The sequence below is a fragment of the Methylobacterium gossipiicola genome (assembly GCF_900113485.1).
Classification (GTDB): domain Bacteria; phylum Pseudomonadota; class Alphaproteobacteria; order Rhizobiales; family Beijerinckiaceae; genus Methylobacterium; species Methylobacterium gossipiicola.
On sequence record NZ_FOPM01000017.1, the window covers coordinates 13206 to 38275 of the forward strand.

At 70.8% G+C, this 25070-nt stretch carries 23 protein-coding genes; 14 read left to right on the forward strand and 9 right to left on the reverse strand.

Translation table 11 applies throughout. The features are described from left to right. Window positions 1-110: 110 nt before the first annotated feature. A complete protein-coding gene (locus BM249_RS14590; protein ID WP_091973076.1) occupies window positions 111-722 on the forward strand; it encodes a YciE/YciF ferroxidase family protein in 612 nt (203 codons plus the stop codon). 100 nt (window positions 723-822) lie between these two features. Here BM249_RS14590 and BM249_RS14595 read toward each other — a convergent pair whose 3' ends face one another. From BM249_RS14595 to BM249_RS14605, 3 genes are all read right to left on the reverse strand, one after another. Further along, window positions 823-2514: a methyl-accepting chemotaxis protein gene (locus BM249_RS14595; RefSeq protein WP_091973079.1), complete on the reverse strand. Its 1692-nt coding sequence runs from the start codon at window positions 2512-2514 to the stop codon at window positions 823-825. A 433-nt stretch (window positions 2515-2947) separates the two neighbouring features. Continuing rightward, window positions 2948-4306 carry a sigma-54-dependent transcriptional regulator gene (locus BM249_RS14600; RefSeq protein ID WP_091973082.1) on the reverse strand — a complete coding sequence of 453 codons (1359 nt, stop codon included), beginning with the start codon at window positions 4304-4306 and terminating at the stop codon, window positions 2948-2950. Beyond that, window positions 4303-6204, reverse strand: coding sequence for an ATP-binding protein (locus BM249_RS14605; protein WP_425284832.1), 1902 nt, complete (start codon window positions 6202-6204; stop codon window positions 4303-4305). Before BM249_RS14605 ends, BM249_RS14600 begins: the two co-directional genes overlap by 4 nt. 303 nt (window positions 6205-6507) lie before the next feature. Between BM249_RS14605 and BM249_RS14610 the strand changes: the two genes are divergently transcribed. Then, window positions 6508-7869, forward strand: a complete 1362-nt coding sequence (locus BM249_RS14610; RefSeq protein WP_091973085.1) for a dicarboxylate/amino acid:cation symporter — start codon at window positions 6508-6510, stop codon at window positions 7867-7869. Between the two features lie 84 nt (window positions 7870-7953). Here BM249_RS14610 and BM249_RS14615 read toward each other — a convergent pair whose 3' ends face one another. The 6 genes from BM249_RS14615 to BM249_RS14640 all read right to left on the reverse strand — a co-directional run bounded on the left by BM249_RS14615 (window position 7954) and on the right by BM249_RS14640 (window position 13830). Continuing rightward, window positions 7954-8673 carry a cytochrome c biogenesis protein CcdA gene (locus tag BM249_RS14615; protein WP_091973088.1) on the reverse strand — a complete coding sequence of 240 codons (720 nt, stop codon included), beginning with the start codon at window positions 8671-8673 and terminating at the stop codon, window positions 7954-7956. Window positions 8674-8677: 4 nt separating this feature from the next. Continuing rightward, a complete protein-coding gene (locus BM249_RS14620; protein WP_091973091.1) occupies window positions 8678-9064 on the reverse strand; it encodes a thioredoxin family protein in 387 nt (128 codons plus the stop codon). Window positions 9065-9284: 220 nt separating this feature from the next. Next, window positions 9285-11585, reverse strand: a complete 2301-nt coding sequence (locus tag BM249_RS14625) for a TonB-dependent receptor family protein (protein ID WP_091973094.1) — start codon at window positions 11583-11585, stop codon at window positions 9285-9287. Then, window positions 11528-11983, reverse strand: coding sequence for a hypothetical protein (locus BM249_RS14630; protein WP_091973097.1), 456 nt, complete (start codon window positions 11981-11983; stop codon window positions 11528-11530). Before BM249_RS14630 ends, BM249_RS14625 begins: the two co-directional genes overlap by 58 nt. Window positions 11984-12012: 29 nt before the next feature. After that, window positions 12013-13389: a PepSY-associated TM helix domain-containing protein gene (locus BM249_RS14635; protein ID WP_091973276.1), complete on the reverse strand. Its 1377-nt coding sequence runs from the start codon at window positions 13387-13389 to the stop codon at window positions 12013-12015. A 120-nt stretch (window positions 13390-13509) separates the two neighbouring features. Further along, complete coding sequence (locus BM249_RS14640) at window positions 13510-13830, reverse strand: hypothetical protein (protein ID WP_244528765.1); 321 nt, start codon at window positions 13828-13830, stop codon at window positions 13510-13512. A 192-nt stretch (window positions 13831-14022) separates the two neighbouring features. On the opposite strand from BM249_RS14640, the gene BM249_RS14645 reads away from it, so the two are divergent. The 12 genes from BM249_RS14645 (at window position 14023) to ftsA (ending at window position 25038) form a co-directional block, all read left to right on the forward strand. Next, a complete protein-coding gene (locus BM249_RS14645; protein WP_091973102.1) occupies window positions 14023-15156 on the forward strand; it encodes an apurinic/apyrimidinic endonuclease family protein in 1134 nt (377 codons plus the stop codon). A 5-nt stretch (window positions 15157-15161) separates the two neighbouring features. Beyond that, window positions 15162-15752: an FUSC family protein gene (locus BM249_RS14650; RefSeq protein ID WP_091973105.1), complete on the forward strand. Its 591-nt coding sequence runs from the start codon at window positions 15162-15164 to the stop codon at window positions 15750-15752. Window positions 15753-15886: 134 nt separating this feature from the next. Next, window positions 15887-17053 carry an FtsW/RodA/SpoVE family cell cycle protein gene (locus BM249_RS14655; protein ID WP_091973107.1) on the forward strand — a complete coding sequence of 389 codons (1167 nt, stop codon included), beginning with the start codon at window positions 15887-15889 and terminating at the stop codon, window positions 17051-17053. After that, window positions 17050-18159 (forward strand): UDP-N-acetylglucosamine--N-acetylmuramyl-(pentapeptide) pyrophosphoryl-undecaprenol N-acetylglucosamine transferase, encoded by a 1110-nt coding sequence (locus BM249_RS14660; RefSeq protein WP_091973110.1) that lies wholly within the window; start codon window positions 17050-17052, stop codon window positions 18157-18159. The genes BM249_RS14655 and BM249_RS14660 overlap by 4 nt, the downstream gene beginning before the upstream one ends. Before the next feature lie 57 nt (window positions 18160-18216). Beyond that, window positions 18217-19632: a UDP-N-acetylmuramate--L-alanine ligase gene (murC, locus tag BM249_RS14665; RefSeq protein ID WP_091973113.1), complete on the forward strand. Its 1416-nt coding sequence runs from the start codon at window positions 18217-18219 to the stop codon at window positions 19630-19632. A gap of 15 nt (window positions 19633-19647) precedes the next feature. Further along, window positions 19648-20208, forward strand: coding sequence for an endonuclease domain-containing protein (locus tag BM249_RS14670; RefSeq protein WP_091973116.1), 561 nt, complete (start codon window positions 19648-19650; stop codon window positions 20206-20208). After that, window positions 20205-21143, forward strand: a complete 939-nt coding sequence (murB, locus tag BM249_RS14675; RefSeq protein WP_091973119.1) for a UDP-N-acetylmuramate dehydrogenase — start codon at window positions 20205-20207, stop codon at window positions 21141-21143. Before BM249_RS14670 ends, murB begins: the two co-directional genes overlap by 4 nt. A 26-nt stretch (window positions 21144-21169) precedes the next feature. Next, window positions 21170-21400 (forward strand): AbrB/MazE/SpoVT family DNA-binding domain-containing protein, encoded by a 231-nt coding sequence (locus BM249_RS14680; protein WP_091973122.1) that lies wholly within the window; start codon window positions 21170-21172, stop codon window positions 21398-21400. Beyond that, window positions 21387-21743: a type II toxin-antitoxin system PemK/MazF family toxin gene (locus BM249_RS14685; RefSeq protein ID WP_091973125.1), complete on the forward strand. Its 357-nt coding sequence runs from the start codon at window positions 21387-21389 to the stop codon at window positions 21741-21743. Before BM249_RS14680 ends, BM249_RS14685 begins: the two co-directional genes overlap by 14 nt. Window positions 21744-21787: 44 nt before the next feature. Further along, entirely contained in the window at window positions 21788-22711 is a 924-nt protein-coding gene (locus BM249_RS14690; protein WP_091973128.1) for a D-alanine--D-alanine ligase, read from the forward strand. Further along, window positions 22678-23637: a cell division protein FtsQ/DivIB gene (locus tag BM249_RS14695; RefSeq protein WP_091973131.1), complete on the forward strand. Its 960-nt coding sequence runs from the start codon at window positions 22678-22680 to the stop codon at window positions 23635-23637. The genes BM249_RS14690 and BM249_RS14695 overlap by 34 nt, the downstream gene beginning before the upstream one ends. A gap of 78 nt (window positions 23638-23715) precedes the next feature. After that, entirely contained in the window at window positions 23716-25038 is a 1323-nt protein-coding gene (ftsA, locus tag BM249_RS14700) for a cell division protein FtsA (protein WP_091973134.1), read from the forward strand. Window positions 25039-25070: the final 32 nt, after the last annotated feature.

Consider the following 25070-nt stretch of genomic DNA (forward strand, 5'->3'; position numbering starts at 1 on the left):
ACGCTGGATGGAAAGACTTTCCGGCGCCGATCGCTCGGAAAATCACTCGATTTTCTTAACCTGTATTGGATTTTACGTTCCGTAAAATCTCTTGAAGACGAGGCGTGACCATGGCTGCCGAGACGAAGACGCTGAACGACGCCTTCTACGAGACCCTGAAGGACGTCTATTACGCCGAGAAGCAATCCGTGAAGGCTCTGAAAAAGGCGGCGAAATCCGCCGAGAACGACGAGTTGCGCCAGGCCTTCGAGACCCATGCGGAGGAGAGCGCCGGACAGGTCGAGCGCCTGACGCAGGTGTTCGAGATCATCGGCAAGCCGGCCCGGGCCAAGACCTGCGAGGCGATGCAGGGCATCGTGTCGGAGATGGAGGAGGATCTCGAGGACTTCGCCGGAAGCCCCGCCGCCGACGCGGTGCTCGCCGCCTGCGCCCAGGCCGTCGAGCATTACGAGATCGCCCGCTACGGCACCCTGAAGACCTGGGCCGGGCAGCTCGGCTACGAGGAGGCCGTGGCGCTCCTCGACGAGACCCTCGAAGAGGAGAAGAAGACCGACGCCCTGCTGTCGAAGATCGCCGAGACCCTCAATTCCGAGGCCGACCAGGCGGGCGAGGACGACGCGGACGCAGACGAGACGGACGAGGGCGACGACGCGGACGAGGGCAAGACCGCCTCGAAGGGGCGGACGGGCGCCAAGGCCAAGGGCACCCGCAAGGCCGCGTGAGAGGGGCTCCGGCCGCGTCTCGGATCGGTCGGACGCGACGGGTCCCCTCTTCGGATAGGGGAGGGGACCGGCTTTCGCCTCGAACCGGGAGGCTCGCGGATCAGGCCGCCTTCACCTCGGCGAGGAAGCGCCTCACCTCGTGGCCGAGGCTCTCGGAATGCCGCGCCAGTTCCTTGGCGGCGCCGAGCACCTGGGTGGCGGCGGCCCCCGTCGTTCCGGCCCCGGCGCGGAGATGCTCGATATTGCCCGTGACGCCGCGGGTGCCCGTGGCGGCCTCCTGGGTATTGCGGGCGATTTCCTGGGTCGCGGCGCTCTGCTCCTCCATGGCGGCGGCGATGCCGGAGGAGAAGGCGGACATCTCGGCGATGGTCTTGCCGATGCGGCCGATATCGCCGACGACCTCGCCGGTGACGGCCTGGATCTCGTCGATCTTGTGGCGGATGTCCTCGGTGGCCCGCGCCGTCTGGCCGGCCAGTTCCTTCACCTCGGTGGCGACGACGGCGAAGCCCCGGCCCGCCTCGCCGGCCCGCGCGGCCTCGATGGTGGCGTTGAGGGCGAGCAGGTTCGTCTGGCCCGCGATGGTCTGAATCATGCCGACCACCTCGGTGATGCTGTCGGCGACTTCGGAGAGCTTCTGGGCGGCGGTTTCCGTCCGCCGCGTGTCGTCGACGGCCCGGCTGGCGAAGGTGGAGGATTGGCCGACCTGGGAGACGATCTCCTGGATCGAGGCCGACATCTCTTCACTGGCGGCCGCCACCGTCTGGACGTTGCCGGAGGTTCGACCCGCCATCGCGGCCACGGACGTCACCTGCTGAATCGCCTGCTCGGCGGTGGCGGACATGGATTGGGCGGTGGCCTCCATCTCGGTCGCCGCGCCGGCCAGCCCCTGGGTCAGGGCCGAGACGTTGGATTCGAAGCGCCTGGTCAGGCCGTCGAGCACCTCGGCGCGGCGCATCTTGGCCTCGCTCTCCACCTGCTGCTCGGCGGCGAGGCGGCGGGCCGTCACGGCGTTGTCCCGGAACACCCGCAGGGAGCGGGCCAGCAGCCCCACCTCGTCCCGGCGCTCGATGCCCTCCGTGGGGATGTCGAGGTCGCCTCGCGCGAGGCGATCCATGGAGGTCGCCATGCGGGTGATCGGCCGCGCGACCCCGAGCACGACGATGGCGGCGGCGAGGGCCAGGGCGGCCAGGAGGCCAACGGTCGTCGCCACCATGAGGAGGGTGGTCGTCGAGGCCGCGAGGGCCTCGGCCTCGTCCGATGCCGTCTTGAGCTGCGCCTCGATGACGGCCGCCCGGCGTTCGGTCTCGGCACGCAGCTTCGCGCGGCGGGGGGCCGCCTGCTCCTGGGCGACTTTCATGGCCTCGACGGCTTCACCCTTCAGGCCGAGGGCGGTCGACCGTTCGGCGAGGCGGTAATACTCATCCAGGGCCGCCCGGATCTGTTGATTGGCCGCCGTCCGCTCGGCGGAATCCTCGAGGGCCACGAGACGGTCCAGCGCGGCGTAGCTCGCCTGGATCGCCTTGGCTTGCTTGGCCTGAAAGCCGCTCATCTTGGCGGGGTCGGTCTCGATCAGGATGTTGCGGTTCTGGACCGTGGCTTCCGTCACGGCGATCTGCAGGTTGAGGATGTGAGCCTGCCGCGCCGCCTGCTTCTGCGTGATCGCGCGGGTCCCGTGGGCGAGATCGGTCAGTGCCGACCGGGCGTAGGCGACGAGTCCGACGGACACCAGGGTCGTGACGATCAGCGGAATGGCGATCTTGACCAGTAGGCTGAGGTTGCCGAGGGCTTTCATGGAGGCGCCACTTTCCGGAGGACTGGAACTGGATTGTAACGAAATCATCACAAAATGATTATAGATTTACTAATCATGTTAAGACTTGATGCGGCACTGGAAAGCTCATCCGACGTCTGGTGCGATCTCCGTTCGATCGCCTTGGATCAGCGAGACGCAACCGGCTCTCGCTCCTGAGACGAGAGGGGCCCGCGCCTGCCGGAGACCGAATGAATCGGCCAGACATGGTTTGCCTTCGAGCGTCTCGATACGCGATCGAGATGTGGCGTTTCTTGATGTGATCTTGCGGATCTGTTCGATTGTTGCCGATGCTCTCAGGTCTGGATCGTCCGAAGACTGTCATCGGCGCGCTGATCCGGATGGCAAGTCCGGTGAGTGTCTTTGAAGTCCTGCCGTGCCGACGCGGCAGGGGCGGGCGCCGTCGGGCGCCGGCCTACCGATAATCCGTCGGCGTCAGGCCGTGGCGGGCGATCTTGTCGTAGAGGGTCTTGCGCGGGGTGCCGAGGGATTCGGCGGCCAGCCGCACGTCGCCGCCGGCCATGAACAGCTCCTCGCGGATGAGGCCGCGCTCGAACCGGTCGACCTGTTCGGCCAGGGTTCCGGCGGTGGCGGCTTCCGGTGGGGCGGACTCGGAGCGGGCAAAGCCGAGGGCGTGGCGTTCGGCGAAGTGGCCGAGTTCACGCACGTTGCCGGGCCAGTCGTGGCGGCGCAGGTGATCGCGCACGGCCGGGGTGATGGGGGGCGCCTCGCGGCCGAAGCGGGCGGCGGCCCGGGTCAGGAATTCCTGGAACAGCAGCATCACGTCCTCGCGCCGGTCCCGCAGGGGCGGGATCGGAATCGTGATGACGTTGAGGCGGTGATAGAGGTCGTCGCGAAACGTGCCCTGCGCCGATGCCTGACCGAGATCGACCTTGGTGGCCGCTACCACCCGCATGTCGATGGTGCGGATCTCGTTGGTGCCCAGGGGCTCGACGGAGCGCTCCTGCAACACGCGCAGGAACTTCACTTGAAGGGTGAGCGGCATGCTCTCGATCTCGTCGAGGAACAGGGTGCCGCCCTGGGCGTGCTCGATGCGCCCGACCCGGCGCTTGAGGGCGCCCGTGAAGGCCCCGGCCTCGTGGCCGAACAGCTCGCTCTCGACGACGCTGTCGGGCAGCGCCCCGCAATTCATGGCGACGAAGTTGCGTCGCGCCCGCCGGCTCCAGCGGTGCAGGGCGCTCGCCACCACCTCCTTACCCGACCCCGTCTCGCCGAACACCAGCACGTCGACATCCGCCTGCGCCACCTCGCGCACGAGGCCGCGCAGGCGCACCATCTCGGGCGAGACCCCGAGGAAGGCCGGGTCCTCCTCCACGGCCGCCGCGAGGGAGGCGCGCAGGGCGCGGTTCTCCAGGACGAGGCGGCGGCGCTCCAGGGCGCGCCGGGCCGAGGCCATGAGGCTTTCGGCCGGATAGGGCTTGGCGAGGAAGTCGTAGGCGCCGTCGCGCATGGCGCTCACCGCCATGCGGATGTCGCCATGGCCGGTGATGAGGATGACGGGCAGGTCCGGATCGAGGGCGCGCAGGCGCGCGAACAGGGCCACCCCGTCGAGGTCGGGCAGGCGCACGTCGGTGACGACGAGGCCGGGCGGATCGGCCATGATGGCGGCGAGGGCGGGACCCGCGGCCCCGAACGCCTCGACGGTGAAGCCGTCGAGTTCGAGGCTCTGGCAATTGGCCCGGCGGACCTCCTCCTCGTCGTCGATGAACACCACCCGTTCGGGCGAGGGCCGCCCGTCGTCCCGTTCGCTCACGCCTCTGCCTCCTCGTGCCCGGCCACCGCCGGGTGCCCGGCCGGGGCCGACCCGTTTTCCCGGGGGGCCTGGGCGAGGTCCAGCCGGAATTCCGCCCCGCCCGCCGGATCGTCCGCTGCCGTCAGGGTTCCCCCGCAATCCTCGACGATGCCGCGCGCGATGGCGAGGCCGAGGCCGAGGCCGTCCGCCTTCGTGGTGAAGAACGCATCGAACACCTGGGCCCGGATCGCCTCCGGCAGGCCGGGGCCGGTGTCCCGCACCGCGAGGATCACCCGGTCGCCCGCCCGCGCCACCTGCACGGTGACTTGCGCGTCGGGGCGGCCCGCCACGGCGTCGAGGGCGTTCTGCAGCAGGTTGACGAGCACCTGTTCGAGGCGCGGCCCGTCGCCGAGCACGTGGAGCCCCTCCGCCGCCTCGACGACGAGGGGGATGCCGGCGGCCCGTGCCCGGCCCTCGACCAGTTCGAGGCTGTTGCGCAGGATCGCGTCGAGGGCCACGGGTTCGCGCCGAACCGAGGCCCGCCGCGCGAAGCCCTTGAGCTGGCGGGTGAGGCCGCCGATGCGGTCCGTGAGGCGGCCGATGGCCACGGTGTTCTCGGCGGCCTCCGCGTTGCGCCCGCGCTGCATGAGGATCGCGGCGTTGTCGGCATAGGAGCGGATGGCGGCGAGCGGCTGGTTGATCTCGTGGGCCATGCTGGCGGCGAACTGGCCGAGCGCCGCGAGGCGCCCGGCCTGGGCGAGTTCGCGCCCGAGGCGCTCGCGCTCGGCTTCCGCCCGCTGGCGCTCGGCCTCCACGCGCTCGCGTTCCTCGATTTCGAGGCGCAGCAACCGGTTGGCGTCCGTGAGGGCGAGGGTCCGTTCCGCCACGCGGCCTTCGAGTTCGTTGCGGCGGGCCGCGGCCTCGGCGAGGCTCCTGCGCTGCTGCCGACGCCGTTCCACCAGGGTCGCGAGGCCGAGGCAGGCCGAGCCGGTGACGAGGGCGGCGATGATCCAGGCCTGCGCCCGCTCGCGCTCAACGGCGCCGCCCGTGGGCGTCAGGGTGTGGAGGCGCCATTCCGTGCCGGGGATCGGCGCGTCGAGGGCCAGCGCCGTGCGGGCCGGTATCGCCCCCCGGCCGACCCGCACGAGGTCGGCGGCGCCGGGAACGGGATGGAGCGGCATCTCCGTGAGGGGCGCCGCGCCGAATTCGAGGGCCTCGCGGATGCGCCGGCGCTCGGCCTCGTCGAGGGGCCGCAGGGTGGAAAACCGCCACGCCGGATCGCTCGCCACGAGGACGATGCCCCGGGCATCGGCCGCGAACACGCCGTCGCCCCCGGCCCGCCACGCGGCCTCGACGCCGTCGAACTCGATCTTGACCACCACGACGCCGCCGGTGCCGCCGATCCGCCGGGCGAGGTAGAGCCCGGCCCGGCCGCTGACGGTGCCCAGGGCGAATTGCGATCCCGACCCCGTCGCCACGGCCTGACGGAAATACGGGCGGAAGGCATAGTCGCGGCCGACGAAGCTGCGCTCCTCCTCCGCGTTGCTCGCCGCCACGGTGATACCGTCCGGGCGGATCACGTAGATCACCGCCGCCCCCGTATCCCGCGCCACTTCGGCCAGACGCCGGTTCACCCGCGCCACGAGGTCCTGCGACAGGGACAACCCCGCCACCGCCGCGATCTCGGGGTCCGCCGCGAGCGCCAGGGGGAGGGAAGCCTGCCGCTGCATCTCGGCATGGAGCGCCGAGACCTGGAGCGCCAGGGTGGCGCGGGCGGTGCGGCGCAGGTCGGCCAGCGCCCAGCGCTCGGCCATGCGCCCGGCGATCCAGGCGGCGAACAGCATGGCGACGAGGCTCAGGCCCCAGGCGAGGCCGCGCCGTCGCGCCGCCGCGCGTTCGATGGGATCGGGCCGCGTCACGGCCGGGCGCAACGGCGTGCGAAAACCCGCACGGCTTTGCCGAACCCCGTGCGGGTTTTCGGATCGGACTCCGGACGGCTCACGCGCGGCATCGAAAAAACAAGCCTCGAATCAACGTGTTAACGAAAGGTTCCCCGGCTTCCCACTCTGGCACGGCGGTTGCCATTCTCTTGGCGAAACACAGCCCTGCAGCCAATGCGGGGCTCGAGGCCGGGGTGTCCCTCCGGTCGAAATCAGAGCCGGACGGAGCGGGGCATCCCGCTCCCAACCGGCTTTTCTCAACGCTCAACCGGGAGAACGCCCATGGCCGCCGTACCGTCACCCCTCACCGCCCCGCACGCTCCGCCCAAGCCGAAGCCCATCTACCGCACCCTGTATTTCCAGGTTCTCGTGGCGGTGGCCATCGGCATCGCGCTCGGCCACTTCTATCCGCAGATCGGCGCGGACATGAAGCCGCTCGGCGACGCCTTCATCAAGCTCGTCAAGATGATCATCGCGCCGGTGATCTTCCTCACCGTGGTCTCCGGCATCGCCGGCATGACCAACCTCGAGAAGGTCGGCCGCGTCGGCGGCAAGGCGCTCCTCTACTTCCTCACCTTCTCGACCCTGGCGCTCATCGTCGGGTTGATCGTGGCGAACCTCGTGCAGCCGGGCTCGGGCATGCACATCGATCCGAAGTCCTTGGACCCGAAGGCGATCGCCCTCTACGCCGAGAAGGCGAAGACGCAGACGATCACCGACTTCCTCATGAACATCATCCCGTCGACGGCGGTGGGGGCGTTCGCGGGCGGCGAGATCCTGCAGGTGCTGTTCTTCTCGGTGCTGTTCGGCTTCGGCCTCGCCTTCCTGGGTGATCGCGGCAAGCCGGTGCTCGACTTCATCAAGATCCTGTCGGAAGCCGTGTTCGGCGTCGTCCACATCATCATGAAGGTCGCCCCCATCGGCGCCTTCGGCGCCATGGCCTTCACCATCGGCAAGTACGGCATCTCTTCGCTCGCCAACCTCGCCTACCTGGTGGGCGCCTTCTACCTCACCTCGGCGATCTTCGTGCTGGGCGTGCTCGGTCTCGTCGCCCGCTACAACGGCTTCTCGATCCTCAAGCTCATCCGCTACATCAAGGAGGAGCTGCTCCTCGTGCTCGGCACCTCGTCGTCCGAGTCCGCCCTGCCGTCGCTCCTCGAGAAGATGGAGCGTGCCGGCTGCTCGAAGCCCGTCGTCGGCCTCGTGGTCCCCACCGGCTACTCGTTCAACCTCGACGGCACCAACATCTACATGACCATGGCGGCCCTGTTCATCGCCCAGGCCACCGACACCCCGCTGACCTACGGCGAGCAGGCCCTGCTGCTCCTCGTGGCGATGCTGTCCTCGAAGGGCGCCGCCGGCGTCACGGGCTCGGGCTTCATCACCCTGGCGGCGACCCTCGCGGTGGTCCCCTCGGTGCCGGTGGTCGGCATGGCCCTCATCCTCGGCGTCGACCGCTTCATGTCTGAGTGCCGCGCGCTCACCAACTTCATCGGCAACGCCGTGGCCTGCATCGTCGTCGCCCGCTGGGAGGGCGAGGTCGACGAGGCCAAGCTCGCGGCGGCCTTGGGCGGCAACCCGATGCCGCTGGCCTCCGAGCTGCCGCTGGCGCCCACGATGCCGGTGATGCACGCGGCCGAATGAGGCGCCTTGCATAGCCTGACGACGAATCCCTCCGGTGTCCCACCGGAGGGTTTTTTGTGCCCGCCGCCCCGACGGAGCATCGGTTCAGAACCGCGTCGTCAGGGCCGTGAGCCAGTCGGGCGAAGCCGCGACCAGGGCCGTCTCCAGGGCCTTGTCGAGGCCCGTCAGGATGGCGAGGCCCGTCGCGGCGAGGATCAGCCCGAAGGCCGCCTTGAGTCCCCGGCCGAGGCGCATCATCCGATCGCGCCAACCCAGCAGCGTCGTCCGCGACAGGGCGCCGAGGAGGGCGAGCGGCAGGCCGGCGCCCAATCCGAACAGGATCATGGTGAGCGCCACCGTCGGGAGGTCCCGGCCCCGTGCGGCGAGGAGGGCGGCGGCTCCGAGGGTCGGGCCGACGCAGGGACTCCAGACGGCGCCGAGCAGCAGGCCGACGCCGAACTGGCCGCCGAGGCCGGCGGTGGAGAGGCCGCCGAACCGGGCCTGCGCCCGATCCGCCAGGGGGCCGGCGGCGGCGGCGAACCGGGTCTGCGCGGCGGGGATCAGCAGAACGAGGCCCAGCGCCACGAGAAGCAGGGCGGCGATTTTTCGAAACACATCGGTGTCGAGGCCGATGGAAAACCCGATGGTGGCGACGAACAGACCGATGGCCACGAAGGCCAGCGCGAGGCCCCCGGCGAGGGCCACCGGCCCGAACCGATGCTCGGAGACCGCCGCGCCCAGCACGAGGGGCAGCAGCGGCAGCACGCAGGGCGACAGCACCGACAGCAGCCCGGCGAGGAAGGCGAGGCCGAGGGAGGCGGCCACGGCGTCAGAGCGTCTTTTCGAGAAGCCCCTCGATCCATTCCGGCTGGGTCTCCCCCACGGAGCGACCCGTCTCGGCGGCGCCCTTGAAGGCGATGAGCGTGCTCTGCATGCGGGCGTCGAGGCGGCGCAGCACATCCTTGCGGCTGTCGAAATCGACGTCGAAGATCACGAGGTCCTTGAAGCGCGGCTCCGCCGCGAGCCGGGCCAGGATCGGCTTCTGCGTCTTGCAGATCGGACACCACGGGGCGCTGACCTCGACGAGGATCGGCCGCCCCGCCGCCTGCGCCGCCGCGAAGGCTTCGGCCTCGAACGGCACCACCTCCCCGGCGCGGGCGGGGGCCGTGAGAATGGGAGCGAGGATGGCGGCGAGGAGGAAGGAGCGGCGCAGCATACGGGACCCTCTGCCGGCGCCCCGTCCGGCCGGCACGACTCTGAAGCGGTCGTCATCCGGGCGCGGGAGGCCCGATCGACGCGATCTAGGGCGGTGGGGCGCCTTTGTCCGTAAGGCCCCGTGCCGCCCCCGAAAACGTGATCTTGCGGTCTGCCGCGATCCGGGTCGCTCGGGGGCGGGGTGTTTCCCGTGAAACACCCCGTTAACCGCGCTGGCGTTTTCAGAACGACAGCTTCATGCCGGCCACCACGGTGCGGGGCGCGCCCGCGTAGATCGAGCCCGTGACGTTGGCGAGGGACGCCGCCGTGGTGGGCAGACCCGTGGTGGCGCCGAGGCCGTTGGCGAGGTTCTGCACCGAGGCGGCGTAGGTCCGGTCGAACAGGTTGCGGCACTCGACATAGAGGTTGAGGCGCTTGGCATAGCCGCCCGGAAGGTCGGTGACGTAGTGGACGTTGGCGTTGACGAGGGCGTAGCCCGGCGCCTTCAGGCTGTTGGCGTTGTCGATGAAGAAGCCGTCCTGCGCCACCACCTCGACGAAGCCGCCGACACCGGACAGAGGACCGCCGACCTGCTCGTAGCCGAGGCGGGCGAGGAGTTGATGCGCGGGCACGCCCGGCAGCGCCTTGCCGGCCCGGTCGAACCGCGCGGTGAAGCGCCCGGCGCTCAGTTGCTCGACGTAGCGGGTGTAGACCTGATCGTCGAACGTATAGGCGAGCGTCGCGCGCCAGCCCGGGCCGAACGCCCAATCGGCCGCCACCTCGATGCCGCGATGCTCGGAGGCCGGGGCGTTGAAGGTGTAGGACGGGAGCCCGGCGCCGGGGCTCTGCGACACGAGCTCGTTGCGAAAGAACTCGTAGAAGCCGGTGACGGACAGGCGCAGAGTCTCCCACGGCGTCCAGTCGGTACCGAGGTCGAAGCCGAGATTCTCCTGGGTCCGCAGTTGGGTGTTGTTGCCCGGCACGCCCGCCGGGGTGACGAACAGGTTGCCGACGGCGGGCGTGGTGTAGCCCGTGGCCGCCCGGCCCCGGAACGCCCATTCGGTGTTCGGGCGATACACCAGGGCGAGTTCGGGCGCGACGTTGAGGAAGCTGCGGTCGGCCAGGGCCTGCGTGACCGTGCGGCCGGCGGCGGAATACGCGTAGGCGCGGTTCTCGCCCGTGATGGTGGTGTTCTCGGCGCTGATGCCGAGCACCCCGGTCCAGTCCGGCGACAGGGCGAGTTCGGTCCGGGCGCGGCCGCCGAGATTGGTCTGCACGGCGGTCTGATCGCCGATGAGGGCGCCCAGCGCCGGACCGGCCAGGGGCCGCAGGTTGAAGGTGGTGGCGTGGGCGTCGAGGGCGCTGAAGCTAAGGGCCGCGTAGCTCACCGCCGGCAGCCCGAAGATCTCCGAGCGGTGGGTGATGTCGCTGAGGACGTTGTAGGACGGCAGGCTGCCGCGCCCCGCGCTGGTGTAGAACGGCTGGTCGTAGTTGCGCTCGTCGAACCCGACTTGGCTACGCCAGGTGGTCCGGGCGTCGATGTCGTGCTCCCAGCGCAGGGCCACGATGGTGCGGCGGTCGTCCCGGCGCAGGCCGACTTCGCCCGCCGTCACGGGCGTCGTCGCCCCGAAGGCGCCGTTGTTGGCGAAGGTGTAGACGACGCAGCCGGGTGCCGCCGTGGCGGCCGAGGCGCAGCCGCGCTGGTAGGGGTTGATGCGGTACTGGTTCAGGGAGGCCCGCGCCGGGATGTTGGCCTGGAGGTCGTTGTTGATCACCTTGAGAGTGAAGCGATTGTCGGGGGTCGGCGTGTAGCTCGCCAGCAGGTTCACCGTCTGGGTGTTGTAGGACGAGTGGTCCTGGTAGCCGTTGGCGCGGACATCGCTCGCGAACAGGCTGATCTCCATGGGGCCGCTGACGCCGCCGACGGTGAAATAGTTGCTGAGGTAGCCGAAGCTGCCCGCGTCGGTGCCGATCTCGTACCCGTCGATCTCCCGGCCCATGCGGGTGCGGAAGGCGATCGCCCCGCCCGTCGCGTAATTGCCGAACAGGGCCGATTGCGGCCCCCGGAACACGTCGATGCGCGAATAGGCGCGCGGGTCGACGAGGTCGAACCGTGCCGCGCCGTCGGGCTGGGTCAGCACGAAGCCGTCCTCCAGCACGACGGTGTTCTTGGTCACGCCCGTGGAGCGGGCGTTGTTGCCGCGAATCGAGATGACGACGTCGCGCGCGCCGTTGCCCTGGCGCACGGTGACGCCGGGGGAATCGAGCAGCACGGAGCCGATGCTCGTCGCCGGGCGGTTGGCGATGGTGGTTTCGCGGCTGATCGGCGTGACGATCTGGCCGACCGGGTTCTCGATGACGCTCGGGGCCGAGCCGGGCGGTGATGTGACGCCGAAACCACCGCGACCGGGGGGGGCACCGGTGCCGTCGCCCACCACGGAGACCTCATCGAGGGTGACGGTGTTCTGGGCTTGGGCCGGAAGGCTCAGGCCGGGGAGGGTGAGGAGGGCGCCGAGGCGCAGGGTTCTGGAAACGGGAAGCATGACGGGTCCGATCGATCGGTGAGGGGCATGGGGTGGGATCGGACGCGACGGGGTGGGGCGCGGGGCTGGCCGGGCGGACGGGGCCGGCGCAGGGATCGGCACGGGGGCGGCGTCGCCCAGGCCACGGCGTGCCAGCGCGTGCGGCGGGGAAGCGCGGGGCCGGTCGGAACCAAGGGCGCGGTGGCGATGCCGGCGCAGAACGGGCAGGCGGGGCAGGCGGCCGGCGCCTCGTCCTCCGACGCGACGGCGCGGGCGTCCGTGTGGCCGCAGAGGATCGCCCCGGCGAGGGGGTCGGGCGCGAGCCGGGCGAGGGCCAGGCCCGGCGCCAGGGCCTGGAGCCATACGCCGAGGACGAGCAGGAGGGCGCCGAGGCGGTGCCTGAGGGAGGGGGAGAACACGGGCGCCGCGCCCGGAGGCCGCTTCGCTGTCAGGCTTTGCGCCGCGCCGCGACGGTGCGAACGCCGCCATCGACGAGGATCATCGCCAGGATCGCCGCCCCCGTCAGGGGAAACAGCACGCCGAGGCCGAGGACGAGGAGCGTCACCCCGGCGACGATGCGGGGCGCGCGCGGCCAGGGCGGGATGCCGAGGCTGCCGGAGGGGCGGCGCTTCCACCACATCACCCCGGCGGTGATGCTGAGGGCGATGCCGGCGAGGCAGAAGGCCAGCATCAGGAGCTGATTGAGGCGGCCGAAGAACTCGCCCTTGTGCAGGCCGATGCCGTACTGGATCGCCCGGCCGACGATGCCGATCTCGGCGAACCGCACATCGACGAGGAGGCGGCCGGTATATTGATCCAGCGAGATCATGCGCTGGCGGGCGACGTCGCGCGGGTAGGCCGCCGCCGCGTAGACGCCGGTTTCCCCGACCGGCAGAACGAGTTCGTAGCCGGCCGGCATCCCGCGTTCGGTGAGAATCGCCGCCGCCCGGTCGAGGCCGATGGGCGCGGTGGGCTTCGGGCGCGACAGGGGCACGGGCGCCTCCTCCAGGGCCCAGCCGGCGGTGGTCAGGGCCTGGCCCATGGGTACGGTCGAGACCGGTACGCTCGCCCACAGGGCGCTCGGCTGGCCGAGGCCGGCAGCGTTCGAGAGGGCGCGCAGCTGCTGGCCCCAGACGATGGACCAGGGCAGGCCGGTCAGCGCCAGGAACAGCAGGCCGCCCCCGGCGACGAAGCCCGTCACCGCATGGAGATCGCGCCACCACACCCGCCGGGCCGGATTGCCCCGCACGGTGACGACACCGCCGGTCTGTCCCCGCGGCCACCACAGGTAGGTGCCGGTGAGGACGAGGACGATGACAAAGCCCGCCACCACCTCGACGATCCCGTTCGCGATGGGGCCGAAATACGACAGGCTGTGCAAGCGCCGGATCACCCCCATCACGTCCGCATCCGCCGCGACGCGGCCGACGATGTCGCCGGTGCGCGGATCGAGGCTCACCAGGGTCTTGGCGCCGTCCTTGCCCATGGTGACCACCGCCGGGGCGGTGGGGCCGGCGGGGTCGAGGTAGGTCAGGGGTGTGGCGTCCGGCACCGCTTGGCTCGCGATGTAGACGAGGCGGTCCGGCCCGAGGGACGGGCTCTCGGAAGCCGCCACCACGAAGCGCCGGGGGAACAGGGCGGCGTTGAGCTCGTCCTTGAACAGGTAGAGCGCCCCCGTGGTCGAGAGCAGGATGAGGAACGGCAGGCAGATCAGCCCGGCATAGAAGTGCCAGCGCCAGACGGCGCGGTAGACGGCCTCGCGGATGAGGGGGGTCGGGCGGGCGGCGGCGTGGGACGGGGCTGCGCCGGTGACGGAGCGGGACATGGCTGACCAAAGGGGTGCGAGCACGCGGAGCCGCGCCCTCCGGCACGGCCGATCCATCGCCGTCCCGGGGACGGCGTTCGGGGATCGGGGCCCACACCGCTCGGGAGACGGCGGGGGCCCTCAGGCGACGGGCGGTGCTCGGGCGTGCGCTTGGGTCCGGGGCGGCGCCCGGGGCTGGGCCGCCGCGTGCGGGCGCCACGCGACGCGAACGGCGCGCGGCTCGGGGACGGCGAGGTCGGTCACCACGGCCGGGGGCAGGTCGAGGCCCGGCAGCGCCTGGGCCGCCGTGCAGCAGGCGAGGTGCACGTGGATGGGGGCCGGCGTTTCGGAGCCGGTATCGCCGGCCTCGTGCAGGCAGAGGCCGGTGTCCTGACCGGGAACCGGCAGGGGAAGGGCGGTGCCGAGGATCGCCTGGAGGCACAGGGCATAGAGCGCGATCACGGCGATGATCGCGCGGTGACGCGCTCCCAAGGGCCGGTGACCGTGCATGGGTTCCGATAGAGGCGACGCGCGGCGGCCCGTCAATGGCGCCCGGCCGTGCGCCGGGGAGGGCGCGACATTTTTCCAGTGCCCTGTGGCGCCCCGGCGGCGGCGGGCGCGGGACCAAATTCGCCCTGCGGCGTTGGGACCGGGATGACCCAGACCCCCAAAGCTTCCGACCTCAAGCCGTCCGCCCACGAGCCCGATGGTGGCCCCCGCCTCGGCTTCTGCTGCAAGTTCATCCTCGAAGCCCCGCCCGAGAGCTTCAAGACCCTGAAGGCCGCCCGCGAGGCGGCCCTGGAGATGAACCTCACCCATGTCACCATGGCGAACCTCGCGCGCCTCGCACCTGCGGCGCGCCGGGCGCGGCTGGAGGATCTGGCGCGCCACAACCTCGCCGCCCTGGAGCGGCAGATCGCCTGGGTCGCCGCCCGCCCGCCCATCGAGCGGCTGCTGCGCATGGCGAGCAACGTACTGCCGGGCTACACCCATGAGATCGCCCGCGACCTCTATGCCGAGCCGGGCTTTCGCAGCCTCATCGAGCCGGAACTCGCCCGGATCGGCGATCGCGCCCGGGCGGGGGGCGTGCGCCTGAGTTTCCATCCCGGCCAGTTCTGCGTCATCGCCTCGCGCAATCCGGGGGCGCAGGCCAACGGCATCGCCGAGTTCGAGTACCACGCCGAGATCATGGCCCTCATGGGGTACGGGTCCGGGTGGCACCCGCACGGCGCGCACATCAACATCCATGTCGGCGCCCGCGACCCCGGCGTGGAGGGCTTTCGCGCGAATCTGTCCAAGCTCTCGCGGACGGCGCGCGATCTCATCACCGTCGAGAACGACGAGAACCATTTCGGCCTCGACACGGTGCTGCGACTCGCCGACGTGGTGCCGGTGGTGCTCGATCTCCATCACCACTGGGTCGAGAGCGGCGGAGCCTATCTCGAGCCCGACGACCCGCGCATCGCGCGGGTGCGGGATTCGTGGCGCGGGGTCCGCCCCGTCGCGCATATCAGCGTCTCGCGCGAGGCCCTGTTGGAGGGGAGCGACCCCGATGTCGCCCCCGATTTCGCCGCCCTCGCGGCGGCCGGGCACAACCGGCGCGATCTCGCGGCCCATTCGGACATGATGTGGAACCGCGCCGTCAACGCTCTGGTGGGCCGCCACCTCGCCTGGGCGGATTTCGAGATCGAGGCCAAGGGCAAGAACCACGCGTCCGGGCAGATCGCCGGGCAAGTGAACGATGCGGTGGCGGCGGCTCTGGCCGCCGCCGCCCTGCGGGCCGCCTGACCGCGATGCCCCCCGATATCCGGAACGCGCCCGTCCTGCCCGGTGAGGCGACTCAGGACGAAGCGCGCATCGGCTGGCTGCGCCAACAGCTCTCCCGGCTGCGCAAGCGCCTGCCCCTGCGCCGCCGCTTCGTCGGCGGTGCGGCGCACGGGCTGATGTCGGCCTCCGCCGCCCTCATCGCCTACATCCCCACCCAGGCCCTGAGCCTGCGCGAGGGCTTCTGGAGCGCCATCACGGCCATCGCGGTGGTGCAGACGGAGTTCCGCGCCACCCGCAGCATGGCCCGCGACCAGTTCCTCGGCGCCGCCACGGGCGGCCTCATCGGCCTCGCCGTGCTCGGAAGCGTGGGCCAGGATCTCGTCGCCTACGCCCTGGCGGTGATCCTGTCGCTCACGGCCTGCTGGCTCCTCAACGTGGCGAGCGCCGGGCGGCTCGCGGGCATCACCGCCACCATCATCCTGCTCGTGCCCCATTACGGCACGGCCCAGCGGATGTTCGGCTCGCGCCTCCTCGAAGTCGGCTGGGGCGTCACCGTCGCGGTGGCGGTGGGCTGGGTGGCGACGCGCCTGATGCACGGGGCCGAGGACGGCGACTGATCGGCCGAGATCGGCGATCTTCGGCAAGGGTTGGTTTACCATTCCGGCACAGGATCGCGCCGAGCCGGCCCCGTTGCGGCCGGCGGCCCGTGGCGTCTCCGTCGAGCGTCGGGCCCCCCAGGAGAGCGCCCCCCATGATGTCCCGCGCGGAACGCACGCCTCTCACCGATTGGTGGTGGACCGTCGATCGCGGTCTGCTGGCGGGCCTCTGCGCCCTGATGGTGGCCGGCCTCGTCTTCCTCATGGGTGGCGGCCCGCCGGTGGCCGAGAAGATCGGCCTGCCGACCTTCCACTTCCTCAACCGGCAGGCGCTCTACCTCGCGCCGACCCTGCTCATCATCGTCGCCGTCTCGTTCCTATCCCTGCGCCACATCCGGCGCGTCGCCCTGGCGACTTGGCTCTCCGGCGTCGCCCTCTGCATCCTCGCGGGCAAGTTCGGCCCCGAGATCAAGGGCGCCCATCGCTGGATCCAGTTCGGCCCCTTCGGCCTGCAGCCCTCGGAATTCGTGAAGCCCGCCTTCGTGGTGGTGGCCGCCTGGGCATTCTCGGAAGGCGCCCAGCGCCGCGACATGCCGGGCGGCTTCCTCGCCATCCTGCTCCTGCCCGTCACCATCGTGCCTCTCGTGCTCCAACCAGATTTCGGCCAGACCATGCTCATCACCATCGTGTGGTGCGCGCTGTTCTTCGTGGCCGGCCTGCACTGGTTCTGGGTCGCGGGCCTCGGCGTCGCGGGACTCCTCGGCGTCGGCGTCGCCTACAAGTTCCTCTATCACGTGCGCGAGCGCATCGACCGGTTCCTGAATTCGGATTCGGGCGACAACTTCCAGGGCTTCTGGGCGCACGAATCGTTCAATGCCGGCGGCTGGTTCGGCGTTGGTCCCGGCGAGGGGCTGGCCAAGCGCCACTTGCCCGACGCGCATACGGACTTCCTGTTCTCCGTCGTCGGCGAGGAATTCGGCGTCCTTGTCTGCCTCGGCCTCGTGTCCCTGTTCGCCTATCTGGTGATGCGCGGCCTCAAGCTCGCGCGGCGGACGGACGACACCTTTTCCCGGTTGGCGATCACGGGTCTCGTCACCCTGTTCGGGATGCAGGCCTGCATCAACATGGCGGTGAACGTGCAGCTGATGCCGGCCAAGGGCATGACCCTGCCGTTCGTCTCCTATGGTGGCTCGTCGATGCTGTCCCTGGCGCTCGGCATGGGCTTCCTCGTGGCCTTGACCCGCAAGCGTCCGCGCACCACCACCCTTGCCCAGAAGCCGCCGGGCACCGCCCCGGCGACCGTCGCCGGAGTGATGCGTTGACCGTCGCCACCGCTACGATCCTGCTCTGCGCCGGAGGCACGGGCGGGCACCTGTTCCCGGCCGAGAGCCTCGCCCACGTCCTGCGGGCGCGGGGCTTGCGCGTGGTGCTCGCCACCGACGCGCGGGTCGATTCCATCGCCACGGGATTCCCGGCCTCCGAGATCGTCACCATCGCGTCGGCGACGCCCTCGGGGCGCTCGCCGCTCCAGCGGGGTCTCGCCGTCCTCACCCTTGGGCGCGGCTTCGGCGTCGCCGCCCGGCAGATCCGCCGCATCGATCCCGCCGCCATCGTGGGCTTCGGCGGATATCCCACCGTGCCGCCGATGCTGGCCGGGCAGATCCTGCGGGTGCCGACCGTCCTGCACGAGCAGAACGCCGTCATGGGCCGGGCCAACGCCTTCCTGGCGCGCGGGGCGCGGGCCATCGCCACGGGCTTCAAGGACGTGCGCGGCGTGCCGGCCAAGGCGCTCGCCCCCCGCACCCACACGGGCAATCCCCTGCGCCCGGCGGTGATCCAGGCGGCGGCGACCCCCTATCCCGCCCTCGCGCCGGGCGCCCCCCTCCACCTCCTCGTGTTCGGCGGCAGCCAGGGCGCGCGGGTGATGGGCGAGGTGGTGCCGAAAGCCGTGGCCAACCTGCCGGCGGATCTGCGCGCCCGCCTCCACCTCGTGCAGCAGGTGCGGGCGGAGGACCTCACGGCGGTGCAGAACCTCTATCTCGGCCTCGGTCTCGGCGGATTCGAGGCGGCGCCCTTCTTCAAGGACCTGCCGGCCAGGATGGCCGCCGCCCACCTCGTCGTCGGGCGGTCCGGCGCCTCCACGGTATCGGAACTCGCCGCCCTCGGCCGTCCCTCGATCCTCGTGCCCCTGCCGGGCGCCCTCGATCAGGACCAGGCCGCCAACGCCGCGACGCTGGCCGCCATCGGCGCCGCCCTGGCGATTCCCCAGGCCGCGTTCACGCCCGACCGTCTCGCCGCCGAACTCGTGGACCGCTTCACGGCGCCCGAAAAATTGACCGCGGCGGCGGCAGCGGCCAAAAGCGCCGGCATCCACGACGCCGCCGAGCGCCTCGCCGACCTCGTCGTCGCCACGGCCGCCCGTACCTGATTCCTCCGTTTCACGGGCGCCGCCTCGGACGGCTCCCGCCTTGGACTGGTCAATCCCATGAAGCTGCCCGACAAGCTCGGTCCCATCCACTTCATCGGCATCGGCGGCATCGGCATGTCCGGCATCGCCGAGGTGATGATGAACCTCGGCTACACCGTGCAGGGGTCGGACGCCTCCGACAACGCCAACGTCCGGCGCCTCGCCGAGAAGGGCATCCGCACCTTCGTGGGCCACGCCGCCCAGAACGTGGAGGACGCCGCCCTGGTGGTGGTCTCCACCGCGATCCGGCGCGACAACCCCGAACTCGTCGCCGCCCGCGAGCGGCGCCTGCCCGTGGTGCGCCGGGCCGAGATGCTCGCCGAACTCATGCGCTTCAAGTCGTGCGTCGCCATCGCGGGCACCCACGGCAAGACCACCACGACCTCCCTCGTGGCGACCCTCCTCGATGCCGGCAACATGGACCCCACCGTCATCAACGGCGGCATCATCAACGCCTACGGCACCAACGCCCGCATGGGCGAGGGCGAGTGGATGGTGGTGGAGGCCGACGAATCCGACGGCACCTTCCTGAAGCTGCCGGCCGATGTGGCCATCGTCACCAACATCGACCCCGAGCACCTCGACCATTTCGGCTCGTTCGACGCCGTGAAGGACGCGTTCCGGCGCTTCATCGACAACATCCCGTTCTACGGCTTCGCGGTGATGTGCATCGACCACCCGGTGGTGCAGGATCTCGTCGGCCACATCGAGGACCGCCGCATCATCACCTACGGCGAGAACCCGCAGGCGGATGTGCGCCTCATCGACATCGACCTGCGCGGCGGCCAGAGCCGCTTCCGGGTGATGATCCGCGACCGGCGTCCGGGCTTCCGCCTGGAGATGGAGGACCTGATCCTGCCGATGCCGGGCAAGCACAACGCCCTGAACGCCACGGCGGCGTTGGCCGTCGCCCACGAACTCGGCGTCGAGCCGGAGGCGATCCGCAAGGCGCTCGCCGGGTTCGGCGGGGTCAAGCGCCGCTTCACCCGGACGGGCGAGTGGAACGGCGCCCTCATCTTCGACGATTACGGACACCACCCCGTGGAGATCAAGGCGGTGCTCAAAGCCGCCCGCGCCTCGACGGAGGGCAACGTCGTCGCCATCGTGCAGCCGCACCGCTACACCCGGCTCGCCTCCCTGTTCGACGATTTCTGCACCTGCTTCAACGACGCCGACACGGTCATCGTCGCCCCCGTCTACGCGGCCGGGGAGGCGCCCATCGAGGGCATGGACCGCGACGGCCTCGTGGCGGGCCTCAAATCCCGCGGCCACCGCGACGCCATCGCCCTCGACCGCTCGGAAGACCTCGCCGGCATCGTCGCTGGGCGCGCCAAGCCGGGCGACTACGTGGTGTGCTTAGGCGCCGGCAACATCACCCAATGGGCCTACGCCCTGCCGGGCGAGCTGGCGGCTTTGGATGGGGTGAAGGGGTGAGGGGGTGAGGGGCGGATGCGTGGGCCGACCCCGTCGCGCACACGCTTTCGCCGGGCGCTCCGGCATGCGGAAACGGATGCCGAGCGTCGGCTCTGGTCCCGCCTGAGGGACAGGCGCCTCGCCGGCTTCAAGTTCGTCCGTCAGGAGCAGATCGGACCCTACGTGGCAGATTTCGTCGGTCGTGAGGCACGGTTGGTGATCGAGGCCGATGGTAGGCACCATGCCGACAGCGAATACGATCGGAGCCGGGATGCCGTGTTGCGGGCACGCAACGATCGCGTCCTGCGCTTCTGGAATTCCGATATCATGATCCGGACCGATTCCGTCGTCGCGACGATTCTCGCCGCCCTCTCCCCCTCTCCCCGCCCGCGGGGAGAGGACACCGACCCCCTTGCCGGGGTCGGTGTGAGCCCGAAGGGCGAAGGTGAGGGGGCGCTTCCGGAGGAGCTTCAACCGAAGTCGCCCCCTCACCCTCGAGTCGATCCCATCGGGATCGATGCGCCGCCTCGCTTTGCCGACGACAGGGTCGGTAAAGCCCTCTCCCCGCAAGCGGGGAGAGGAGGAGAACCCACATGACCGCCTTCCCCGACATCACCCCCGCCATCCGGGACCGCGCGCCCGCCCTGCGCGGGCGGCTCATCGCGAACCAGCCCCTGTCCGACCTCACGTGGTTCCGCGTCGGCGGGCCGGCGCAGGTGCTGTTCACGCCCGCCGACACGGAGGATCTGGCGGCTCTGCTGGCCGCCCTCGATCCGGAGGTTCCCGTCACGGTGATCGGGCTCGGCTCGAACCTCATCGTGCGCGACGGCGGGGTGCCGGGCGTGGTGGTGCGGCTGGGCGGCAAGGCGTTCGGGTCCATCGCGGTCGAGGCCGAGGATCTGCGGGTCGGCACGGCGGTGCCCGACATGCGCCTCGCCAAGGCGGCGGCGGAAGCCGGCCTCGACGGCCTCGCGTTCTTCCGGGGCATCCCCGGCTCCATCGGCGGGGCGCTCCGCATGAATGCCGGGGCGCATGGCGGCGAGACCACGGACGTGCTCGTCTGTGCCGAGGGGGTCGACCGGGCGGGCAACCTGCGCCGCTTCACCCAGGCCGAGATGGGCTTCACCTATCGCCACAGCGCCGCGCCCGACGACGTGATCTTTACCAGTGCCCTGTTCCGGGGCCGCCCCGGCGACCGCGCGGCCATCGAGGCCGAGATGGAACGGGTCACGGCGGCCCGCGAGGCGGCCCAGCCCATCCGCGAGCGCACGGGCGGCTCGACCTTCAAGAATCCGCCCGGGGCCAAGGCGTGGCAGCTCGTGGACGCCGCCGGCTGCCGGGGCCTCACGCTCGGCGGCGCCCAGGTCTCGGAGATGCACTGCAACTTCCTCATCAACCGCGACGGCGCCACGGCGGCCGACATCGAGGGCCTGGGCGAGGAGGTGCGCCGCCGCGTGCGGGAGACGAGCGGCGTCGAGCTGCACTGGGAGATCAAGCGCATCGGGCTCGACGCCCCGGCGGTAAGCCGGTAAGCCGTAAGACAGCGTGGGAGGCTGCCATGGCCGATGTCGTTCGAACCGCCTATTCGAAAGTTTCCGTAAAAAGCCAGACCGTCTTGCCCGCCGAGGTTCGCGCGGAACTCGGAATCGCGCCCGGAGACCGTCTTCGCTATGTGCTGACGGCCGATGGGATCCGAATTGAAAAGGCTCAGCCGGAGGTCGAGGACCCCTTCGTGACCTTCACGGAATGGGCGAGCCCAATCGACGACGAAGATTATGCGAACCTCTGACCCTTCGGCGCCGGCCGCCGGCACCGTCGTGGTGGTGCCGTTTCCATACTCCGATCGTCTCGCAGAGAAGCGACGCCCGGCCGTCGTCATCTCCGGTCCCGCCGTGGCCGAGGCCGGTTTCGTCTGGATCGCCATGATCACCAGCGCACGCCATGAGATCAGGGGCGGGGATCTGCCGATTCCGGATCTTGAAGCCGCCGGACTGGATGTCGCTTCGATGGTCCGCCCGTCCAAGATCGCCTGCATCGAGCCGTCGCGCATCCTGCGCCGGATCGGTGCATTGTCGGTCCCTGCCGCCGAGGCGGTCTTCGAAGCCGTCCGCAGCCGGATCGGTCCCGCCTGACCCTTCGTCCCGTCCGCATCCCGCCTTTGCCTTCGGAGCCTCCCATGTCCAAGCACGTCGCCGTCCTCATGGGCGGATGGTCCTCCGAGCGGTCGGTCTCCCTGAATTCGGGGACGGCCTGCGCCGACGCCCTGGAGGGGCAGGGCTATCGCGTCACCCGTGTCGATGTCGGGCCCGACATCGCCACCGTCCTGACCGACCTCAAGCCCGACGTCGCCTTCAACGCCCTGCACGGGCCGGCGGGCGAGGACGGCACGATCCAGGGCCTGCTGGAACTGTTGAGAATTCCCTACACCCATTCGGGCGTGCTCGCCTCGGCGCTGGCCATGCACAAGGAGCGGGCCAAGGTGGTCATGCGCGCCGCCGGTGTCAGCGTCCCCGAGGGCCGCGTCGTTAACCGTCACGAGGCGGCGGCATCGCACGTCCTGACGCCCCCCTATGTCCTCAAGCCCGTGGCCGAGGGCTCCTCCATGGGGGTCATCATCGTGCGGGATTCGAACACCCCGCCGCCCGCCGAGGTGGGTCGGGCCGATTGGGGCTACGGCGATGAAATCCTTGCCGAAACCTACGTCGCCGGGCGCGAGCTGACCTGCGCGGTGATGGGCGACCGGGCGCTGGGCGTCATCGAGATCAAGACCGCGTCGGGAGACTGGTACGACTACGACGCGAAGTACGCCGAAGGGGGGTCGATCCACGTCCTCCCGGCAGAAATTAAACCAAATCTTTACCAGCGTGTCCAAGAGTTGTCGTTAACGGCGCATCAAGCACTCGGGTGCCGGGGCATCAGCCGTGCGGACCTCCGCTTCGACGACACACCGGGTGGAACCGGTGCCCTCGTCGTCCTGGAGGTCAACACGCAACCCGGCATGACGAAGACGAGCCTTGTGCCGGAAATCGCAGCCCACGCTGGTTTTCGTTTCGGTGAGCTCGTTCAATGGATGGTGGAGGACGCAACGTTGGGCCGCTGAGCGCTCCGGGTCACCCCGGCGGCGCAGGCTTCGCCCGCGCCCTGCGCGATGCCGTGGTCGCCGGCCTGCCGCGCTGGGCCGCTCCGCTCGCGTCCGGCCGCCGCTCGCGCCTCGCCCTGCCCATCGAGCGGCGGGTTCCCCGCCACGTCGGCACCCTGGCCCTGTCGACGGCCTTCGCCGTCCTGGCGCTGGGCGGCTTCGTCGCCAGCGGCCGCTACGCGCGCTTCGTCCTCGAACACGGCCAGCCCTTCGACCTCGCGGCGCGTCTCGCCGGCTTCGGCGTCGAGCGGGTCACCATTTCAGGGATCGCCCGGCTCTACGAGCGTGAGGTGCTCCAGGCCGCCGGTATCGACGCCCACTCCTCGGTGGTGTTCCTCGACGTCAACGAGGTCCGCGACCGGCTGATGCGGGTGCCCCTCATCGCCAGCGTCTCCGTGCGCAAGGTCTACCCCAACGAGATCGTCATCAACCAGGTCGAGCGCGAGCCCGCCGCCCTGTGGCAGCGCAACGGCGTCATCTCGGTCATCGCCGCCGACGGCACGGTGATCGACGAGATGCGCGACGACCGTTACGCCGCGCTCCCCCTCGTGGTGGGGGAGGGCGCCAACGAGCGCCTGAAGGATTACCTCGCGCTCATCGAGGCGGCCGGCTCCCTCGCCGAGCGCGTGAAGGCCGGCACCTACGTGTCGGGCCGGCGCTGGACGCTCAAGCTCGACGGCGTCGACATCCGCCTGCCCGAGACCGGGGCGGCCGAAGCCCTGGCCCGCCTCGTGCGCCTCGAGCGCGACAACCGCCTCCTCGAGAAGGACATCATCGCGGTGGACCTTCGCATGCCCGACCGGGTGGTGGTCCGCCTCACCGAGGAGGCCGCGGCCGCGCGCGCCGAATCCCAGAAGAAGCCGAAGGCCAAGGGGACGGCGACATGAGCCCGCCCCTGAACCGCACGATCCGTCCGGCGTGTCCCGCCGCCCGTTCCGTTCCCGCAGCCCCGGCCCGGTAGACCGATGCACGCCCAACACGGCCTCACGCCACGGTTGAAACCCCTCTCCGCCCGCCGGAGCACCACCCTGTCGGTGCTCGACATCGGAACGAGCAAGGTGGTCTGCCTCATCGCCGAGCTCCAGCCGGCCGAGGCCCTCTCGACCCTGCGCGGGCGGACCCATTTCGCCCGCATCATCGGCATCGGCCATCAGCGCTCGCAGGGGCTGAAGGGCGGCGCCATCGTGGATCTCGAAGCCGCCGAGGGGGCCATCCGTCAGGCGGTCCACGCCGCCGAGCGCATGGCCAAGGTCGAGGTGCAGTCGGTCATCGTCAACATGTCGGGCGGCCGCATCGGCTCCCAGCATTTCGAGGCCCGCATCAACACCCGCACCGGCACCGTCACGGGCGCGGACGTGGAGCGGGTGCTGGAGACGGCCTCCGCTCACGGCGTCAGCCCCGGCCGGGCCGTGCTCCATGCGCTGCCCACGGGCTACGCCATCGACGGCCAGGGCGCGGTCATCGATCCCTCCGGCATGATGGGCGATGCGCTCGGCGTCGATCTCCACGTGGTCACGGGCGAGGCGGCCGCCGCGCGCAACCTCATGCTGGCGGTGGAGCATTGCCACCTCGGCGTCGAGGCGGTCATCGCCACCCCCTACGCCGCCGGCCTGTCGGCCCTGGTCGACGACGAGGCCGAGATGGGCGTCTGCGTCGTCGACATGGGCGGCGGCACCACCAGCGTCGGCGTGTTCTCCGGCGGCCACCTCGTCCACGTCGATGCCATCGCGGTGGGGGGGCATCACGTCACCATGGACATCGCGCGCGGCCTCTCCACCCGGGTCGCGGCGGCCGAGCGCCTCAAGACCCTCTATGGCTCGGCCATCGCCACCGCCTCCGACGACCGCGACATGATCGCCGTCCACGGTGTGGGCGAGGACGAGGGCGACGCCCCGACCCACGTGCCGCGCTCGCAGCTCGTGCGGATCATCCGCCCGCGCGTCGAGGAGGTCGTCGAACTCGTGCGCGACCGCCTGCGCGCCGCCGGCTTCTCGGCCCAGGCCGGGCGCCGGGTGGTGCTCACCGGCGGGGCGAGCCAGCTCGTCGGCCTGCCGGAGGTCGCCCGCCGGGTGATGGAGGGTCAGGTCCGCATCGGCCGCCCCCTGGGAATCCGCGGCCTGCCGGAAGCCGCCAAGGGTCCCGCCTTCTCGGCGGCGGTGGGGCTCCTCGTCTACCCGCAGGTGGCGCATGCGGAGCATTTCGAACCGCGCGGGCACGGCGCTTTCGCGAGCACCGGAACGGACGGCTACTTTTCGCGGGTCGGACGCTGGATCCGCGAAAGCTTCTGAGGGCGCAGGCCTTCCGAGGTGAAAGCCTCGCA

Excerpts from the sequence above, each read along its gene's own strand:
- BM249_RS14635 (WP_091973276.1), bottom strand. The coding sequence starts at position 13,389 with ATGTCCCGCTCCGTCACCGGCGCAGCCCCGTCCCACGCCGCCGCCCGC.
- BM249_RS14595 (WP_091973079.1), bottom strand. The coding sequence starts at position 2,514 with ATGAAAGCCCTCGGCAACCTCAGCCTACTGGTCAAGATCGCCATTCCG.
- BM249_RS14625 (WP_091973094.1), bottom strand. The coding sequence starts at position 11,585 with ATGCTTCCCGTTTCCAGAACCCTGCGCCTCGGCGCCCTCCTCACCCTC.
- BM249_RS14685 (WP_091973125.1), top strand. The coding sequence starts at position 21,387 with ATGCGAACCTCTGACCCTTCGGCGCCGGCCGCCGGCACCGTCGTGGTG.
- BM249_RS14650 (WP_091973105.1), top strand. The coding sequence starts at position 15,162 with ATGCCCCCCGATATCCGGAACGCGCCCGTCCTGCCCGGTGAGGCGACT.
- ftsA (WP_091973134.1), top strand. The coding sequence starts at position 23,716 with ATGCACGCCCAACACGGCCTCACGCCACGGTTGAAACCCCTCTCCGCC.
- BM249_RS14645 (WP_091973102.1), top strand. The coding sequence starts at position 14,023 with ATGACCCAGACCCCCAAAGCTTCCGACCTCAAGCCGTCCGCCCACGAG.
- BM249_RS14670 (WP_091973116.1), top strand. The coding sequence starts at position 19,648 with ATGCGTGGGCCGACCCCGTCGCGCACACGCTTTCGCCGGGCGCTCCGG.
- murB (WP_091973119.1), top strand. The coding sequence starts at position 20,205 with ATGACCGCCTTCCCCGACATCACCCCCGCCATCCGGGACCGCGCGCCC.
- BM249_RS14590 (WP_091973076.1), top strand. The coding sequence starts at position 111 with ATGGCTGCCGAGACGAAGACGCTGAACGACGCCTTCTACGAGACCCTG.
- BM249_RS14690 (WP_091973128.1), top strand. The coding sequence starts at position 21,788 with ATGTCCAAGCACGTCGCCGTCCTCATGGGCGGATGGTCCTCCGAGCGG.
- BM249_RS14655 (WP_091973107.1), top strand. The coding sequence starts at position 15,887 with ATGATGTCCCGCGCGGAACGCACGCCTCTCACCGATTGGTGGTGGACC.
- BM249_RS14620 (WP_091973091.1), bottom strand. The coding sequence starts at position 9,064 with ATGCTGCGCCGCTCCTTCCTCCTCGCCGCCATCCTCGCTCCCATTCTC.
- BM249_RS14680 (WP_091973122.1), top strand. The coding sequence starts at position 21,170 with ATGGCCGATGTCGTTCGAACCGCCTATTCGAAAGTTTCCGTAAAAAGC.
- murC (WP_091973113.1), top strand. The coding sequence starts at position 18,217 with ATGAAGCTGCCCGACAAGCTCGGTCCCATCCACTTCATCGGCATCGGC.
- BM249_RS14610 (WP_091973085.1), top strand. The coding sequence starts at position 6,508 with ATGGCCGCCGTACCGTCACCCCTCACCGCCCCGCACGCTCCGCCCAAG.
- BM249_RS14695 (WP_091973131.1), top strand. The coding sequence starts at position 22,678 with ATGGATGGTGGAGGACGCAACGTTGGGCCGCTGAGCGCTCCGGGTCAC.